The organism is Streptomyces sp. 1-11 (assembly GCF_007176755.1).
GTDB lineage: Bacteria > Actinomycetota > Actinomycetes > Streptomycetales > Streptomycetaceae > Streptomyces.
This window is the reverse complement of sequence record NZ_BJTV01000002.1, coordinates 11,965-28,525: the sequence shown is the minus strand read 5'-3', so window position 1 is coordinate 28,525 and position 16,561 is coordinate 11,965. Positions and strand designations below refer to the sequence as shown.

Genomic DNA, 16,561 nt, shown 5'->3' with positions numbered 1-16,561 from the left:
AGCGCTCATCGGCCGCCCCTTCGCGGGCAGGCGCAGGACATGATCAGCACGTGGGGGAGACTGGACCCGCGGACGAGGAAGCGGACGACGAGGAGGCCCGAGGCATGACACGCCCGATCACGGCAGGGGTGGACGGTACCCAGGAGAGCCTGGCCGCGCTGGACTGGGCGGCCAGGGAGGCGGTGCGCCGGGAGCTGCCGCTGCGCGTGGTGCACGCCTGGCACTACGCCGAGGCGCTCGCCACGGCCGACTGGGACACCCAGCACGGCTGGGTCTCCGAAGGGCTGCGGGAGTCCGTGCGCGCGGTCCTCGGCAGGCACCCGGAGCTCCGGGTGGACGTGGACCTGCTCGAGGGCGGCGCCGCGGACGCGCTGACCGACGCGGCCGCCAAGTCCGAGCTGCTGGTGCTGGGTTCGCGCGGGCACGGCGCGGTGATGGGCTTCCTGCTGGGCTCGGTCGGGCGGCAGGTGATCGCCGAGACGGCCCGGCCCGTGGTCCTGGTACGGGCCGGCGACCGGCCCGCGGCGGAGGCCGCCGGGCGCGAGGTCGTGGTCGGCCAGCACGGCGGCCCCGAGGACAGCGCCGCCGCGCTGCGGTTCGCGTTCGAGACGGCGGCCCAGCGCGGGGCCACCGTCCGGGCGGTCCGCGCCTGGACGCTGCCGCCGGTCTTCGCCTACAGCCCGGGCTCGCTGAAGCTCCTGGACGAGGCGGGCGGCCTGGAGCCGTACGAGAAGAAGGCCCTGGCCGACGCGCTGCGCCCGTGGCGCGAGCGGTTCCCGGAGGTGCCCGTCGCGGAGCACGTCGAGATGGGCAGCGCGGGGCAGGTGCTGCTGTCGGTGGCCGGCCGGGCCCAGCTGATGGTGGTCGGCCGGCGGGCCCGCCGCGGCGCCGTCGGCGCCCGGATCGGCTCGGTGGCGCACGGCGTGCTGCACCACGCCGAGTGCCCGGTGGCCGTGGTCCCGCACGAGTGACCTACTGCGGCGTCGTCGGCTCCAGGGTCGTACGGGCCCTGGGCAGGACGTTCGCGATGTAGTCGGCGACGGCGGTGTCCAGGCCGATGTCGTGCTGGGCCCGCTCCGACAGGTACCAGCGGTGCTCCAGCAGCTCGTGGTAGATCTCGGCCGGGTCCATGGAGCCGCGCAGCTCCGGCGGCACGGCGCGCACGGTGGGCCGGAACACGTCCCGGACCCAGCGGTGGGCCAGCACCTCGGGGCGGGCGGCGAGGGGATCGCCGGGCGCGTGGTCGTCCTGGGTGGCCATCCAGCTCTCCAGGTCGTTGAGCAGCCGCCGCGCCTGGTTCTCCTCGGCGTCCAGGCCGGTCAGCCGCAGCAACTGGCGCTGGTGGTGGCCGGCGTCGACGACCTTGGGCACGAAGGTCACCGTGTCGCCGCCGGCGGAGTGCTCGATCTGCATCTCGGCCACGTCGAAGCCGAGGTCGTTGAGGCGGCGTATCCGGCGTTCTATGTAGTGGTACTTGCCCGCCGGGTACACCGAGGTGCGGGTCAGCTCCTGCCACAGCCCGGCGTAGCGGGTGCAGATCTCGTGCCCGAACTCGACCGGGTCCACGGAGGGGTGCAGCGCCCCGGAGGCCTCCAGGTCCAGCAGCTCCCCGCTGATGTTCACCCGGGCCAGCTCGAGGTCGTAGTCCCGCTGCCCGGGGCTGAGCCGCGGGTGCAGGTCGCCGGTCTCGGCGTCCACCAGGTACGCGGCGTAGGCGCCCGCGTCCCGCCGGAACAGGGTGTTGGACAGCGAGCAGTCGCCCCAGGCGAACCCGCTCAGGTGGAGCCGGACCAGCAGCACCGCGAGGGCGTCCATCAGCCGGTGCATGGTCGCCGGGCGCATGGTGGTCTCGAACATCGAGCGGTACGGCATCGAGCCGCGCAGGTGCCGGGTGATCAGCACCGGCTCCAGGGGGTCGCCGGCGCCGTCGGTGCGGCCGGTGACCACGGCGAGCGGGTCCACCGCCGGGATGCCCAGCCGGTCGAGGTCGCGCAGCAGCCCGTACTCGCGCAGCGCGGGCCGCTCGGCCAGCTCCTTGACGGCGATCACCTCGTCGCCGGCGCGGGCGTAGCGCACGACGTGCCGGGAGATGCCCCGGGGGAGCGGTACGAGGTACTCCTCGGGCCACTTCTCCAGGGGCACGTCCCAGGGCAGTTCGAGCAGGACCGCCGGGTGCTCCGGGTTCGTGGCGCTGATCTGCAATGCCATGGGAGGAACCCTAAGGCCCGCCTCCGGTCGGCGGGACGCCCGTTCCCGGGCCCGCCGGACGCGTCAGCGCACCCCGTGCGGCCGGAACTGGACGCTGATCCGCGGGCCCGCCGCGTGGGCGGTCTTGGGCACGCAGTGCTCCCAGGTGCGCTGGCAGGATCCGCCCATCACGATGAGGTCGCCGTGCCCGAGCGGACGCCGGACGGCCGGGCCGCCGCCCGCGACGGGCCGCAGCAGCAGGTCCCGGGGCGCGCCGACGGACAGGATCGCGACCATCGTGTCCTGGCGGGCGCCGCGCCCGATCCGGTCGCCGTGCCAGGCGACGCTGTCCCGGCCGTCGCGGTAGAAGCAGAGCCCGGCGGTGGTGAACGGCTCGCCGAGCTCCTCGGCGTAGCGGGCGGACAGGGCGCCCCGTGCCTCGTCGAGCACGGGGTGCGGCAGCGGGTCGTGCGCCGCGTAGAAGGCGAGCAGCCGCGGGACGGCCACCACGTTGTCGTACATCTTGCGGCGCTCCGCCCGCCAGGGGACCCCGGCCGCCAGCTCTTCGAACAGGGCGTCCGCGCCGCTCAGCCAGCCCGGCAGCATGTCGATCCAGGCGCCGTGGCCCAGCTCGGTCCGGCGCAGCCCGTCGAGCGGGCCGAGCCGTAGCTCGTCGGTCTGGTCGAACAGGGAGCCCTGGAGGTGCGTGGCCATGAGCCCAGCGTACTCCGTAATCGAAAGTATGTTCCATGACGAGCCGGACGCCGACCGGTGCCGACTCCCGGGCTCTTTCCATACACCGGTGTATCGGATACGTTCCCGTATCGAAATGGAGGTCCCGTCATGACGGTCAAGGACGAGCCGGCCCCGCGCGTCACCAGACGGCGGGCCCGGACCCGCGCGAACCTGCTCGACGCGGCCTTCGCGGTCTTCGCGGCCAAGGGGTTCGGGCGCGTCTCCATCGAGGAGGTCTGCGAGGCCGCCGGCTACAGCCGGGGCGCCTTCTACTCCAACTTCGCCACCCTGGACGAGCTGTTTTTCGCCCTCTACCGGGAGCGGGCCGACCTCATCGCCGGCCAGGTGGCCGAGGCGCTCGCCCAGGACGGGCCCGGCCTCGACGTCCCGGCCTCGGTGGACCGGGTCACAGAGGTGCTGCTGCTCGACGTGGACTGGCTGCTGGTCAAGACCGACTTCCTGGTCCACGCGGCCCGCGAGCCGGCCGTGGCCCAGGCACTCCTCGACCACCGGACCCGGCTGCGCGAGGCCGTCGCCGACCGGCTCGGCCGGGCCGGGGGCCGCACCGGGCTGCCCGCCGCGCTCGGCGGAGCCGAGGACGCCGCCCGCGCGGTGGTCGCGGCCTACGACGGCGTCACCACCCAGCTCCTGCTGGACAAGGACGTCGACGCCGCACGCCGCTGGCTGAAACAACTGCTCACCGCCCTGCTGACCGACGGCAGCGGCGCCACGGGACGGGTACCCGAATGAGTCGCGGACGGAAGGACAAGGACGCAATGGCCGCCATGGACGCGGACGTCATCGTCGTCGGAGCGGGCCTCGCCGGCCTGGTCGCGGCACACGAACTCACCAGCCGGGGCAGGCGGGTCGCCCTGCTCGACCAGGAGAACGCCCGCAATCTGGGCGGACAGGCGTTCTGGTCGTTCGGCGGGCTGTTCCTGGTCGACTCCCCGGAGCAGCGCCGCCTGGGCATCAAGGACTCGGTGGAGCTGGCCTGGAGCGACTGGCAGGGCAGCGCGCGGTTCGACCGCCTTCAGGACGAGGACTCCTGGGGCGCGCGCTGGGCCCGCGCCTACGTCGAGTTCGCGGCCGGCGAGAAGCGCTCCTGGCTCGCCGGGCACGGCATCTCGCTGCTGCCCACGGTCGGCTGGGCCGAACGCGGCGACCTGCGGGCGGGTGGGCACGGCAACTCCGTGCCCCGCTTCCACATCGCCTGGGGTACCGGCACCGGCGTGGTCGAACCCTTCGTCCGCTACGCCCGGCAGGCCGCCCGGGACGGGCTGCTCACCTTCCACCACCGCCACCGGGTCGACGAGCTGGTGACCGAGGGCGGCGCCGTGCGCGGTGTGCGCGGCACGGTCCTCGCCGAGGACGACTCCCCGCGCGGCGTCGCCTCCAGCCGCGAGGCGGCGGGCGAGTTCGAACTCACCGCCCAGGCCGTGGTCGTCACCTCCGGAGGCATCGGCGCCGACCACGACATCGTGCGCCGGTACTGGCCGGAACGGCTCGGCACCCCGCCCGCAGAGATGGTCACCGGCGTGCCCGCCTACGTCGACGGCCGGATGCTGGACATCAGCGCGGCCGCCGGGGTCCGCCTGGTCAACCGCGACCGGATGTGGCACTACACCGAGGGCATCCGGAACTGGGACCCGGTCTGGCCCGGCCACGGCATCCGCATCCTGCCCGGCCCGTCCTCCCTCTGGTTCGACGCGCTCGGCCGCCGGCTGCCCGACCCGTGCCTGCCCGGCTACGACACCCTGGGCACGCTGAGGCACCTGCGCACCACCGAGGACCTCGCGGGCCACGACCACTCCTGGTTCATCCTCACCCGGAAGATCGTGGAGAAGGAGTTCGCGCTCTCGGGCTCCGAGCAGAACCCCGACATCACCGCCAAGGACCGCAAGGCGGTGCTGCGGGACCGGCTGCTCGGCAAGGGCGCCCCCGCGCCGGTGCGGGCGTTCCTGCGCAACGGCGCCGACTTCGTGACCGCGGACACCCTGGAACAGCTCGTCGAGAAGATGAACGGGCTCACCGGCGAACCGCTGCTCGACGCGGCCCTGGTGCGCCGCCAGATCGAGGACCGCGACCTCCAGCTCGCCAACCCCTACAGCAAGGACTCGCAGGTCCAGGGCATCCGCAACGCCCGCCGCTACATCGGCGACCGCCTCGGCCGGGTCGCCGCCCCGCACCGGATCCTGGATCCCGAGGCGGGTCCGCTGATCGGCGTCAAGCTGCACGTCCTCACCCGCAAGACCCTCGGCGGCATCCAGACCGACCTGGACTCCCGGGCGCTCGGCGCCGACGGCGCACCGGTCGAGGGGCTGTACGCGGCGGGCGAGGTGGCGGGCTTCGGCGGCGGCGGAGTGCACGGCTACAACGCCCTGGAAGGCACCTTCCTCGGCGGCTGCCTCTTCTCGGGCCGCGCGGCGGGGCGGGCGGCGGCGAAGCAGACGGGCTGAGGACGAGCCGGCGGACGCAGCGGGGCCGGGCCTTCAGTCCCGCAGCAACTCCGCCAGCACGGAGGCGTGGCTGCGCTCCGGCGCCTTGGACGCGGTGAGCAGCGTCATCTCGCCCTCGTGCGCCGAGCGCCGCAGCCCGTCGAGGAGGGCGGCGGCCTCGGGAGCGGCGAGTTCGGCCTCGTAGCGGCTGCGGAACTCCTCGAAGGAGCCTTGCGAGGAGTGGAACCACGTGCGCAGTTCGTTCGAGGGCGTGAGCCCCTTGGGCCACTCGTCCACCCGGGCCTCGTCCTTGGACACTCCGCGCGGCCACAGCCGGTCCACCAGGACCCGCAGTCCGTCGTCCGCCTCGGGCGGTTCGTAGATCCGGCGCACGCGCACGCTCACGGTGGGGCCCCTCTCGGGTCGCGGACGGTGCTGCGAGAGTACTGCCGCGGACGCGTCCCAGCGGGCGGCGACGCGGCGTGACTTGACCGGAATGAGGGCGAAACCGGGTCGGCACCGCGCCTAGTCTGTGCCGAAACGATCATTCGTCACCCCCCTGGAGGAGCGCCCGTGAGGCCACCGCGCAGACAGGTCCCCGGCCGACGCACCGCAGTTCTCCGCCGTGAGGCGGTCCTCGCCACCGTCCCCGTCGCCGTGGCGGCGCTGCTCGGGGCGGCCGGCCCCGCGGCGGCCGGCACGACCGGCGCGGCCGGCGCGGGCGACCCCTACTTCCCGCTCAGCGGCAACGGCGGCTACCACGTGGGCCACTACGACCTGACGCTCCGTTACGACACCGCCTCCCGGCGGCTGGACGGCAAGGCCGTCCTCACCGCACGCGCCACACAGCGGCTCACCCGCTTCGACCTCGACCTCTCGGGCCTGAAGGTCACCGGCGTCACCGTCGGCGGCCACTCCGCCGGCTTCCGCCGCAACGGCCAGGAACTCGTCGTCACCCCGGGGCACGCCCTGCGCGCGGGCCAGGAGTTCAAGGTCGCGGTCTCCTACCACGGCACCCCCGGGCCGGTCACCGACCCGGACGGCTCCGCGGACGGCTGGATCCCCACCGACGACGGGGCGTTCGTCGCCGGCGAGCCGCAGGGCGCGATGACCTGGTTCCCGGCGAACAACCACCCCAAGGACAAGTCGTCGTACGACTTCACGATCACGGTCCCGGAGGGGCGCACCGCCGTCGCCAACGGCGTCCTGCGCGGCACGCGCACCGCGCACGGCCGCACCACCTTCCGCTGGCACCAGGCCGAGCCCATGGCCGCCTACCTGGCCACCGCCACCGTCGGGAAGTTCCAGGTCGAGCGGTACACCACGCACGACGGCGTCCAGGTGTACAACGCCGTCGACCCGCGTGAGGCGCGCGCGGCGGCGCCCGTGCTGAAGAAGCTGCCCTCCGTGCTGGAGTGGGAGAGCAAGCTGTTCGGGCCCTACCCGTTCAAGGCCGCCGGTTCGCTCGTCGACCACGCGCCCGACGTCGGCTACGCCCTGGAGACCCAGAGCCGGCCCCTCTACGACTCGGCGCCCGACGTGAGCACCCTGGTCCACGAGAACGCCCACCAGTGGTTCGGCGACTCGGTCTCGCTGACCGCGTGGAAGGACATCTGGCTCAACGAGGGCTTCGCCACCTACGCCGAGTGGCTCTACGCGGAACAGCACGGCGGCGACAGCGCGCAGAAGGCGTTCGACGACCTCTACGCCCGCCCCGCGAGCAACCGCCTGTGGGCCTTCCCGCCCGGCGACCCGGGCAGCGGGGAGAACATCTTCGACACCCCCGTCTACGCCCGCGGCGCGATGACCCTGCACGAACTGCGCCGGGCCGTCGGCGACCGGGACTTCTTCCGGATCCTGCGCGCCTGGGCGGCCGGCCACCGCGTCGGGCACGGCACCACGGCCCAGTTCACCCGGCTCGCCGAGCGGGTCTCCGGCAAGGACCTGGACCCGCTGTTCCGCACCTGGCTGTACGAGCGGGGCAAGCCGGCCCGGCCCTAGGGCCGGGCCGCCGGGGCGGGCCCGTCTCCGTACGACCGGGCCCGCCCCGCCGCACGACGAGGCCCCGGCGTCCGCCGCCGGGGCCTCGCGGGACCGGGGACGGACGCCGGGGCCCGGGCTGGCCGGGGCGGCGGGGCCGGCTCAGCCGGAGCGCTGCCGGGACCGGACGCGGCGCCTGAGCGCGCGCCGCTCCACCTCGGTGGTGCCGCCCCAGATGCCGATGCTCTGGCCCGTGTCCAGGGCCCAGTCCAGGCACTGCTCCCGCACCGGGCAGCGACCGCACACCGCCTTCGCCTGCTGTGCCTGCACCTGCGAAGGACCGGTGGTGCCGATGGGGAAGAACAGGTCGGGGTCCTCATGACGGCACGCGGCATGTTCGCGCCAGTTGTACATCGAAGTCTCCTCCGGTCGTAGTCGTCCGTGCCAGTCGAATGCGTGCTTCCACTTCGGGTGACCGGTCAGGACGGCATGAAACAGGGAGCTTGCGCGGGACTTGGCGGCGGGCCGCGTTCCGGTCACTGCTCGCGCATGCCCCAGGGGGAGCCGTACGCGGTCAGCAGGTCGAGGAACGGGCCGGCGGGGAAGGCCTCCGGGCCGAGGACGCCCGTCCCCGACCAGGCGCCGGTCGCAAGGAGTTCGAGCGCGACGACCGGGTTGACCGCCGTCTGCCACACCACCGCCTGGCAGCCGTACTCCGCCATGGACCACTGGTTGTCGACCACGTGGTACAGGTACACCTCGCGCGGCGCCCCGTCCTTGGTGCCGCGCACCCAGGTGCCCGCACAGGTCTTGCCGTGCATCCGCTCGCCCAGCGTCGCCGGGTCGGGCAGGCACGCGGCGACCACGTCGCGCGGCGAGACGGCGACCGGTCCGTCCGGGCCCGGCACCGTCACCGGCTCGGTGCGGTCAAGTCCCAGAAGGTGCAGGGTCTTCAGCGTCTCGACGAACTCCCGGCCCAGCCCGTACTTGAACGTGACGCGGTCGGCGCCGACCCAGCGAGGCATCAGCAGCACCTCCTCGTGCTCCACGTTCACGCATTCCACCGGCCCGATCCCCTCGGGGAAGTCGAACACCTCGGGCTCGCTGAACGGCGCGGTGGTGAACCAGCCCCGCCCGCGCTCGTACACCACCGGCGGGTTCAGGCACTCCTCGATGGTGGTCCAGATGCTGAACGAAGGCGCGAAGTCGTAGCCGTCCACGGTGAGATCGGCGCCGTCGCGGACGCCGATCTCCTCGACGGTGTCGAAGAGTTCGTCGGCGGCGTAGCGGGCGAACACGTCGGACAGACCGGGTTCCACGCCCATGCCGACCAGGGCGAGCGCGCCCGCCTCCGCCCACTCCCCGGCCAGCTCGAACTGCTCGTCGCCCAGCTTGACCCCGCACTCCTCGTACGGCCGCTCGGGGTGCGGACGGGACAGCGACATCGCCATGTCGAGGTAGGTCGCCCCGGCCGAGCGCGCCGCCCGGAACAGGGGCATGACGAACCGCGGATCGGTGGCGTTGAGCAGCACGTCGCAGCCGTGCCGGGCGAGCAGGGCGGCGACCTGGGCCTCGTCGCCCGCGTCCACCCGCTCGGCGCGGAAGCGGTCCCCGGCCGCGCCGAGGGCCGCGACCGCCGCCTCGGCCCGGGCGGGGTCGTAGTCGGCCACCACCATCAGGTCGAGGAACGGACGGCGGGCCGCGATCCGGGTGATGGCGGTGCCGACACCACCGGCTCCCACGAGCAGTACACGCATGACGAGAAACTCCTGCCTGACACGGACGAGAACGGTCACGAACGGAACGGGACATCGAGGCAGGCGCGCCTTGCCGGGAATCCAACGCCGGACGGTGGCGTAAGGTCAATGGCGTTGGCATAAGCGCCGTGGAGGCAGGAGGCGAGCACCGTGCCCAAACCCGTCGTGCCCGAGGAGAGGCGCCGCAGGCGCCGTCCGACCCGCGGCGGCACCGTGCTGTCCGAGGAGCTGATCGTCGCGACCGCGCTCCGGCTGCTGCGGGAGCACGGCAGCACCGGGCTCACCGCCCGCCGTCTCGGTCTCGCCCTGGACTGCGATCCCAGCACGCTGTACCGGTACTTCCGGGGCATGGACGACCTGACCCTGGCCATCGGCGACGCGCTCATCGGCGAGGCGCTGGCCGGCTGGCGGCCGACCGGCGAGTGGCGGGCCGACCTGCGGACGATCGGGCTGCGCATCCACGGCGTGTACGTCGCGCACCCGCAGGCCGCCCTGCTCACCGCCAGCCGGGTCACCGGCCGCGCCCACGAACTGGCCGCCGACGAGGCGGTGCTGGACGTCCTGCGCTCGGCCGGGTTCTCCCTGGCCGAGACGGTGCGCGTCTACCACGCGTTCATCGACCAGACCCTGGCCTTCGCCGCCCTGGACGCCGCGTCACTGGCCCTGCCCAGCGCCTCCCAGCGCGCCGACGAGGACAAGTGGCACTCCACCTACGCCCGCCTGCCCCGCGCCACCCACCCCCGCATCGCCGAGGCGGCCCCGCTGCTGGCGAGGCGCATGGTCACCAGCGCCTACCCGACCGCGCTGGAGATGCTGCTGGACAGCGCGGCCGGCCGGCTCGGCGGACCGCGGCCCTGAGGACCCGCGGGGCGCGCGCCGGCGCACCGAGTTCCTGCTCGGCTCCCTCGCCACCCACCGCGGCCCGCTGCGCTGGATCTGCGGCGGCTGAGCACAGCGGCGGGGAGGAGTCGGACGGCACGGGAGTTCCTGCGATAGTTGCCCTCGCATCGAAAGATGTATCGAGCAACCTCTCAACGACCCTGACGAGCGACCAGGAACCCCGTGGACACGAGCGAAAGCAGCGGCACCGAACCGAAGACCGACGGCGCCGGGCCGGCGAGCGACGGCGCCGGGCCGAGGAGCACCGGCGCCGGCCCCGGCGACACCGGCAGTGACAGCCCGGCCGCGCCGGCCCCGCCCGGGCGCGGCTGGCGCCGCTGGGCCATGGACACCCGGCCGCTGCGCATACCGGCGTTCCGGCGCCTGTGGTCGTCGACCATCGTCACGGCCGTCGGCAGCCAGCTGACCGCCGTCGCCGTGCCGAAGCAGATCTACGACATCACGCACTCCTCGGCCTGGGTCGGCTACGCCAGCCTCGCCGGTCTCGTGCCCATGGTGCTGTTCGCGCTGTGGGGCGGCGCGGTCGCCGACACCGTGGACCGGCGCAAGCTGCTGCTGGTCACCAACACCGGCATCGCCGTGACCTCGGTGCTGTTCTGGGCGCAGGCCGTCACGGGCCTGGACTCCGTGGTCGTGCTCATGCTGCTGCTCGCGCTGCAGCAGGCCTTCTTCGGCCTGAACTCCCCGGCCCGCAACGCCTCCATCGCCCGTCTGGTGCCGGCCGCCCAACTGCCCGCCGCGAACGCGCTCGGCTCGACCGTGATGCAGACCGGCCTGGTCGCGGGACCGCTGCTGGCCGGCGTGCTGATCCCGGTCATCGGACTGCCCGAGCTGTACCTGATCGACGCGCTGGCCCTGTGCCTCACCGTCTGGGCGGTGTTCCGGCTGCCGGCGCTGCCCCCGCTCGGCGATCGGCCAACCCGGCGTGCGGGCGTGCGCGAGATCGCGGCCGGCTTCCGCTACATCTCCACGCGCAAGGTGCTGCTGCTGTCCTTCCTGGCCGACATCGTGGCCATGGTCTTCGGCATGCCCCGGGCCCTGTTCCCGCAGCTCGCCGCGGAGACCTACGCCTCCTGGGGCGAGGGCCTGGCGCTCGGCGTGCTCTTCGCGGGCATCCCGGTCGGCGCGGTGCTGGGCGGACTGTTCTCCGGCGTCTTCTCACGGGCGCGGCGGCACGGCTGGATGGTCATCGGCGCGGTCGTCGCCTGGGGGGCGGCCATCGCCGGGGTCGGGCTGAGCGGCAACCTCTGGGTGGCCGTCGCCTTCCTCGCCCTCGCCGGTCTCGCCGACATGATCTCCATGGTCTTCCGCGGGGCCATCCTGCTGTCCGCCGCCACCGACGACATGCGCGGCCGGATGCAGGGCGTGTTCACGGTGGTGGTCGCGGGCGGCCCGCGCCTGGCCGATGTGCTGCACGGCACCGCCGGCTCGGCGTTCGGCCCCAGGGCGGCGGTGGCGGGCGGCGGCGCGCTGGTGGTCGTGGTCATGCTCGCGCTGGCCGCTGCGGTGCCGGCCCTGCGCCGCTACCGGATCTGACGCGCCGGGCCCGGGCCGCCCCCGCGGCGGCCCGCCCGGCGGTTCACAGCGGTCCGCGCCCGCGAGCGGTTCACAGCGGTCCGCGCCTGCGGGCGGTTCACAGCGGTCCGCGCCTGCGAACCGCGTACTGGTCCATCAGCTTGCCGCGGGTGGTCTCCAGCCGGTGCGCGAGGATCTCCGCGACCGTGCGCACCAGGGACAGCCCGAGCAGCGGGTCCTCCACGCTCAGCGCGAGCACGGAGGGCCCGTCGAACTCGTAGGCGCGCACATTGCTGAAGGCCACCGCGCCGAAGTCCCACTGGTACGGCGGGAACAGCCAGGACCAGCCGAGCATGTCGCCCGCGCCCAGCGTGGCCACGGTGACCCGCTGCCGGGACGTGACCTGCTGGTCCAGATGGACCGCGCCCGAGCGGATCACCCAGAAGCGGTCGGCGGTGCCGCCCGGCTCGAAGATCCGGGAGTCCTCCGGGAAGGAGACCTCCTTGGCCAGCTCCATCAGCCGCTCACGCTGCGCGTGCGGCAGGGCGGTCAGCAGTTTTATCGCTTTGGTCATGGCGCGGGACTCCTCGCCGACGACGGTCGGGGTGTGTTCCCCAAGTTCATTTCAGCCGCTGCCGCCGTCCCGGGCACCTCGAAGGAACGGATCCCGGCCGGGCGCCGTGCCTGAGGGCATGAAAAAGCCCTGGCTGGACGGGGGAGGCCAGCCAGGGCCGTACGCGGTGGTGATGGAGGACGGTTCCGGTCGACCCCGTCACCACGTATGTATGAACGATAAACCATCTCCGCGCCATTCACCCAATCGGGAGCGGGTCAGGTGACCTGTCTCACCCCCGGCCGCTCCGCCGGCACTCCGCCCGGGTCGACGATCTCCTCCAGCACCCGCAGCACCGCCTCGTACGCCCCGGCCCGGACGGACGCCTCCCGCGCCCCCTCCGGATCGGTCGCCGTGAGGCCCTGCGCCTGCTCCCGCCAGGCCCGTTCCTGTTCGGCGGCCCGGTCCCTGCCCCGCCTGATCCGCCGCAGCAGTTCGTCCGCGTCCACGACATCCGTCATACCGTCCGCCTACCCGGCACGCGCCGGGTGATGACAACGCCACCCAGGGTGTTTGAGCGCGCCCGCAGGGGTGAGCCGACACAAGAGACCCGATCCGGGCAGAACCGAGGGAGGGAAGGGATGCGCGAGACGCACAGGACCGACTCCCCGGCGGAACTCCGCCGGCCGCACCGGCCGGTGCCGTGCCGCCCGGTGGACGCCCGCAGGACCGTCCGGCGCGTGGTGGCCGAGCGGTGCAGGACCCGCGCCATCCCCTGCGACGACGACGCGCTCGACGACGTCCTGCTGGTCACCTCCGAACTCGCCACCAACGCCATCCTGCACGGCGGCGGCATCACCGGCTTCGACGTCGACGTCGACAGCGCCGGGGTGAGCGTGTCGGTCAGCGACCGCAGCGACGACGTCCCGGTGGTCGAGGCCCCCGTGGACGAGCGGGGCCGCAACCGGCTCGGCGGCCGCGGCTGGCCCATCGTGTGCCTGCTGGCCCGCGACGTCAGCGTGGCTGGGCTGCCCCGCGGAGGCAAGCGGATCACCGCCGTCGTACCGCTCCACTGAGAACGGTAGGAGAAGTTCCGTTAGCGGCGTTTGCCATACATGGGCAGGGGCAGACGGAACCTCGTGCTTCGGACCGGAGGCGCGCGCCCGGCGGGATGTGATCGCCGCAGGCCCCCCCTCCGGAGGGCCGGACACCCATCCCGCGGCGAACCCTGACAGCACCGTTCGGGCCAGGACTCGGGAACCGCGGTTCCCTCCCATGCCCTGAAACCACGTTCAGGAGCGATTCCGCATGCTGACCGACATCTCGACAAGCCCTTCCGGCACCCCCGGCACCGCCACCACCGCCGCCGCCGCGACCCCCGCGTCCGGGCGGCGGACGCACGACGACGCCCCCGACACCGCGGCCCTCTTCGCCCGGCTGGCGGAGCTGGAGGAGGGGCCCGAGCGGGACGCGGTGCGCGACGAGCTGGTGACCGCCTGGCTGCCCATGGCCCACCGGATAGCGGGCCGGTTCCGCGACCGCGGAGAAGCCGTCGAGGACCTGCGGCAGGTGGCCGCACTCGGACTGGTCAAGGCCATCGACCGGTTCGACCCGTCCAGGGGAGCCTTCGAGAGCTACGCCGTGCCGACCATCACCGGCGAGGTGAAGCGGCACTTCCGGGACCGGATGTGGGCGCTCCGGGTGCCCCGCCGGGTGCAGGAGCTGCGCAACCGGGTCCGGGTGGCCCGCCGCGAGCTCACCCAGAACCCCGGCACCCCCGAGCCGACCTCCGCCGACATCGCCGCCCACACCGGCCTCACCGAGGAGGAGGTCGCCGCGGGCATGGAGGCGCTGGAGAGCTTCAGCACCCTCTCCCTGGACGCCGAACTCTCCAGCGGCGACGACGGCTACAGCCTCGCCGACACGCTCGGCGCGGCGGACGGCGCGTTCGACGTCGTCGTCGACCGCGAGGCCGCCAAGGAGGGACTGCGCCGGCTGCCCGAACGGGAGCGGGCCATCCTCTACATGCGTTTCTTCGAGGACATGACGCAGAGCCGGATCGCCGACCGGCTCGGCATCTCCCAGATGCACGTCTCCCGGCTCATCAGCCGCAGCTGCGCCCGGGTACGCGACGAGGTGCTGGGCCAGCGGGGCGTGCGGAAGCCGCGGTGACACCCCGGTGACCCCCCGGTCCGGACCGGGCCCGCGCCGACGGGCCCGGTCCCTGCGCGCCGGTCACCGACCGCGGGGCTCCGGCGTGACGCCGAGCGGGCGGCCGAGGCCGGACACCGCCTCGTCGAGCCGCTGCAGATGACGCAGCACCCGGTCCGTCACCCGGCCGTAGCGCGGACTGCGCAGGGTGCCCGGTTCCAGCAGCGACGCGATGCTGGGGCCGGTCTCGACCGTCGCCGCGGACCGCGGGTCCGCCACGTGGGTGGCGATCGCGTCGATGTTCCCCACGATCCGCCGGCCCGCCGTGCGCAGCCGCGGATCCGCCGCGATGGACGGGTGCGTGGGCAGCAGCTCGGCGGTGGCCGCGAGGGACCGGGCGTGGTAGGCGCAGGTCTCCAGCAGCGCCATGACGTACCGGGCGGTGTCGCGGCGTGAGCGCATCGGGGTCACCGGGTGGGTCAGCGGCTGGGTTGCGGCCCGCAGGTCCGCCAGCGCCTGGTCCAGCTCGCGGGCCTTGTCGACCAGGTCCACCGGCGGACCGCCGCTGAGCTGGTCGGACGCGGCGCGGGTGACCTCCGCCAGCTTCTCCAGCACGTCCACGAGCAGGTCGTTGGTGCGCCGGTCGGTGTGGATCGGCAGGACCACCGCCGCCGCGATCACCCCGCAGGCCGCGCCGAGCGCCGTCTCCTCCACCCGCAGCACCAGCACCGACAGGCTGTAGGTGTTCAGCAGCGTGTACAGCAGCCCCAGCATCGCCGTGACGAAGAACGACATCAGCGTGTACGACAGGGGCGCGGTGTAGAACATCGCGAACACGAACAGCAGCACCAGCGCGAACGCCGTCCACGTGTGGTTCCCGACCAGACCCGCGAGCACGATGCCGGCCACCACGCCGAGCACCGTGCCGAGCAGCCGGCGGTAGCCCTTGACCAGGATCTCGCCGGTGGACGAGGTGTTGATGAACACGATCCAGCACGTCAGCACCGCCCAGTACCAGCGCTGGCTGGACAGCAGTTCGCCGCCGGCGATGGCGATCGCGGAACCGACCGCGACCTGAACGGCGGCCCTGGTCGTGGGCCGTCCCAGCCCGTCCGGCTCCGGCTTCTCCGCCTCGGCCTCCTCGCTGCCCCCGATGGCCGCGTCCTCGGCGTCCAGCTCCTCGCGGGAGCGGGCCGTCGCCGGGGAGTCGTCGGACTCGTCCTGCGGCCCGTCCAGGGCGATCCGCAGTCCGAGCACGGCCCGCCCGGCCTCGCCGATGCCCCGGAAGACGTCCTGCACGGCCGGTGAGGCCTTCGGCAGGTTCTCCTCCTCGCGGTAGCCGAGCAGCCGGTTGCGCACGTGCGCCAGCGCCGTGCCCGACGCCTCGCCGGCCGGCCGCAGCACCAGCAGGCGCAGCGCCGCCAGGTCCCGCCGCAACTGCGCGGTGGCCCCGTCCCGCACCGGCAGTTCGCCGCCGGACGGCAGGGGAGCGCCGGGCAGGTGCAGGGTCAGGGTGTCGGTCCGCTCGGCGCTGCGCGCGGTCAGCAGCAGCAGCCCGAGCCGCTCGGCGGCGATCTCGGCGTCGGCGATCCGGCGCTGCAGCAGCCGCGCCGTCGCCTCGTCGGAGGTGCCGTCCGTCAGCCGGCCCTGGATCATCAGCGCCGTCTCGTGCAGCCGCGCGGTACGCGTGCGCAGTTCCCCGAGCACCTTGTCCACGTCGTCGGGGCCGGCGTCCAGGAGTTCGAGCTGGGTGCCGAAGAGCTGGCCCAGCCGGGCGCGGAAGGCGCGCCGCAGCCGGTCCAGGGTGCCCGCCGGGGTCTGCGGCAGCAGGACGAAGCGGGCCACGGCGGCGCAGCCGAACGCCACGGAGATCACCGCGTACAGGGCGGGCAGCGCGGCCGGGGTCGCGTGCACGAACAGCGACATGAAGTAGACCTGGAAGCCGACCAGGCCGAGCGCCGTGCCCCGGTCGCCGAACCTTCGGCCGTAGACGGCGCAGAAGATCAGCACGACGAAGAACAGGTCGCCCGCGACGACCCGCTGGTTGAGCAGCGCGCCCAGCGAGACCGAGGCGAGCGCCACCGGCAGTCCCAGCGCGAGGGTGACGGCCTGCTGGGAACGCTGCTTCTCCCGGATGGCGAAGGTCGCGACCATCGCCGCGATGGCCCCCGCGACGAGCTGCGGCACCGGGACCCCGAGCACGCCGAGCACCGCGAGGGTCAGGGCGATGGCGGTCACCGTGCGCAGGCCCGCGGTGAGCCGGAGCAGTCCCGGGTCGGACGCGGCCAGCCGGTCCCACATGCCTGCCCACCCCGACCGAACCGCTCGCCTCACGCCGCCGCGCT

At 73.8% G+C, this 16,561-nt stretch carries 16 protein-coding genes; 8 read left to right on the top strand and 8 right to left on the bottom strand.

Features of this window, described 5'->3' with window-relative positions:
• The first annotated feature begins 104 nt into the window (after nt 1-104).
• A complete protein-coding gene (locus TNCT1_RS04455) occupies nt 105-971 on the top strand; it encodes a universal stress protein (protein ID WP_143628428.1) in 867 nt (288 codons plus the stop codon).
• Between the two features lies 1 nt (nt 972).
• On the opposite strand, the gene TNCT1_RS04450 is transcribed toward TNCT1_RS04455, so the two are convergent.
• Both TNCT1_RS04450 and TNCT1_RS04445 read right to left on the bottom strand, forming a co-directional pair.
• Nucleotides 973-2,208, bottom strand: coding sequence for a DUF4032 domain-containing protein (locus TNCT1_RS04450; RefSeq protein ID WP_143628425.1), 1,236 nt, complete (start codon nt 2,206-2,208; stop codon nt 973-975).
• Between the two features lie 63 nt (nt 2,209-2,271).
• Nucleotides 2,272-2,901 carry an alpha-ketoglutarate-dependent dioxygenase AlkB gene (locus TNCT1_RS04445; protein ID WP_143628423.1) on the bottom strand — a complete coding sequence of 210 codons (630 nt, stop codon included), beginning with the start codon at nt 2,899-2,901 and terminating at the stop codon, nt 2,272-2,274.
• A gap of 129 nt (nt 2,902-3,030) precedes the next feature.
• Between TNCT1_RS04445 and TNCT1_RS04440 the strand changes: the two genes are divergently transcribed.
• Both TNCT1_RS04440 and TNCT1_RS04435 read left to right on the top strand, forming a co-directional pair.
• The gene (locus TNCT1_RS04440; protein WP_143628421.1) at nt 3,031-3,672 is read left to right on the top strand and encodes a TetR/AcrR family transcriptional regulator; all 642 of its coding nucleotides are present in this window, start codon (nt 3,031-3,033) and stop codon (nt 3,670-3,672) included.
• Nucleotides 3,673-3,707: 35 nt separating this feature from the next.
• Nucleotides 3,708-5,381, top strand: a complete 1,674-nt coding sequence (locus TNCT1_RS04435) for an FAD-binding dehydrogenase (RefSeq protein WP_143629365.1) — start codon at nt 3,708-3,710, stop codon at nt 5,379-5,381.
• A 33-nt stretch (nt 5,382-5,414) separates the two neighbouring features.
• On the opposite strand, the gene TNCT1_RS04430 is transcribed toward TNCT1_RS04435, so the two are convergent.
• A complete protein-coding gene (locus TNCT1_RS04430; protein ID WP_143628418.1) occupies nt 5,415-5,765 on the bottom strand; it encodes a DUF488 domain-containing protein in 351 nt (116 codons plus the stop codon).
• Between the two features lie 168 nt (nt 5,766-5,933).
• Between TNCT1_RS04430 and TNCT1_RS04425 the strand changes: the two genes are divergently transcribed.
• Nucleotides 5,934-7,361, top strand: coding sequence for a M1 family metallopeptidase (locus TNCT1_RS04425; RefSeq protein WP_143628416.1), 1,428 nt, complete (start codon nt 5,934-5,936; stop codon nt 7,359-7,361).
• Nucleotides 7,362-7,502: 141 nt separating this feature from the next.
• Here the strand turns inward: TNCT1_RS04425 and TNCT1_RS04420 are convergent, their stop codons facing one another.
• Nucleotides 7,503-7,754 carry a WhiB family transcriptional regulator gene (locus TNCT1_RS04420; RefSeq protein ID WP_143628414.1) on the bottom strand — a complete coding sequence of 84 codons (252 nt, stop codon included), beginning with the start codon at nt 7,752-7,754 and terminating at the stop codon, nt 7,503-7,505.
• A gap of 122 nt (nt 7,755-7,876) precedes the next feature.
• On the bottom strand, nt 7,877-9,097 hold the full coding sequence (locus TNCT1_RS04415; protein WP_143628412.1) for a saccharopine dehydrogenase family protein: 1,221 nt from the start codon (nt 9,095-9,097) through the stop codon (nt 7,877-7,879).
• Between the two features lie 150 nt (nt 9,098-9,247).
• On the opposite strand from TNCT1_RS04415, the gene TNCT1_RS04410 reads away from it, so the two are divergent.
• Nucleotides 9,248-9,955 carry a TetR/AcrR family transcriptional regulator gene (locus TNCT1_RS04410; protein ID WP_143628410.1) on the top strand — a complete coding sequence of 236 codons (708 nt, stop codon included), beginning with the start codon at nt 9,248-9,250 and terminating at the stop codon, nt 9,953-9,955.
• Between the two features lie 204 nt (nt 9,956-10,159).
• The gene (locus TNCT1_RS04405; RefSeq protein ID WP_143628408.1) at nt 10,160-11,533 is read left to right on the top strand and encodes an MFS transporter; all 1,374 of its coding nucleotides are present in this window, start codon (nt 10,160-10,162) and stop codon (nt 11,531-11,533) included.
• A 97-nt stretch (nt 11,534-11,630) separates the two neighbouring features.
• Here the strand turns inward: TNCT1_RS04405 and TNCT1_RS04400 are convergent, their stop codons facing one another.
• Both TNCT1_RS04400 and TNCT1_RS04395 read right to left on the bottom strand, forming a co-directional pair.
• Nucleotides 11,631-12,086 carry a cyclic nucleotide-binding domain-containing protein gene (locus TNCT1_RS04400; RefSeq protein WP_143628406.1) on the bottom strand — a complete coding sequence of 152 codons (456 nt, stop codon included), beginning with the start codon at nt 12,084-12,086 and terminating at the stop codon, nt 11,631-11,633.
• Nucleotides 12,087-12,343: 257 nt separating this feature from the next.
• Nucleotides 12,344-12,586, bottom strand: a complete 243-nt coding sequence (locus TNCT1_RS04395) for a hypothetical protein (protein ID WP_143628404.1) — start codon at nt 12,584-12,586, stop codon at nt 12,344-12,346.
• A 120-nt stretch (nt 12,587-12,706) separates the two neighbouring features.
• Here TNCT1_RS04395 and TNCT1_RS04390 point away from each other — a divergent pair, with 120 nt between their 5' ends.
• Nucleotides 12,707-13,141 (top strand): ATP-binding protein, encoded by a 435-nt coding sequence (locus tag TNCT1_RS04390; RefSeq protein ID WP_143628402.1) that lies wholly within the window; start codon nt 12,707-12,709, stop codon nt 13,139-13,141.
• Nucleotides 13,142-13,373: 232 nt separating this feature from the next.
• Nucleotides 13,374-14,237 (top strand): SigB/SigF/SigG family RNA polymerase sigma factor, encoded by an 864-nt coding sequence (locus tag TNCT1_RS04385; RefSeq protein ID WP_143628400.1) that lies wholly within the window; start codon nt 13,374-13,376, stop codon nt 14,235-14,237.
• Nucleotides 14,238-14,300: 63 nt separating this feature from the next.
• Here TNCT1_RS04385 and TNCT1_RS04380 read toward each other — a convergent pair whose 3' ends face one another.
• Entirely contained in the window at nt 14,301-16,517 is a 2,217-nt protein-coding gene (locus TNCT1_RS04380) for an FUSC family protein (protein WP_143628398.1), read from the bottom strand.
• Nucleotides 16,518-16,561 lie beyond the last annotated feature (44 nt).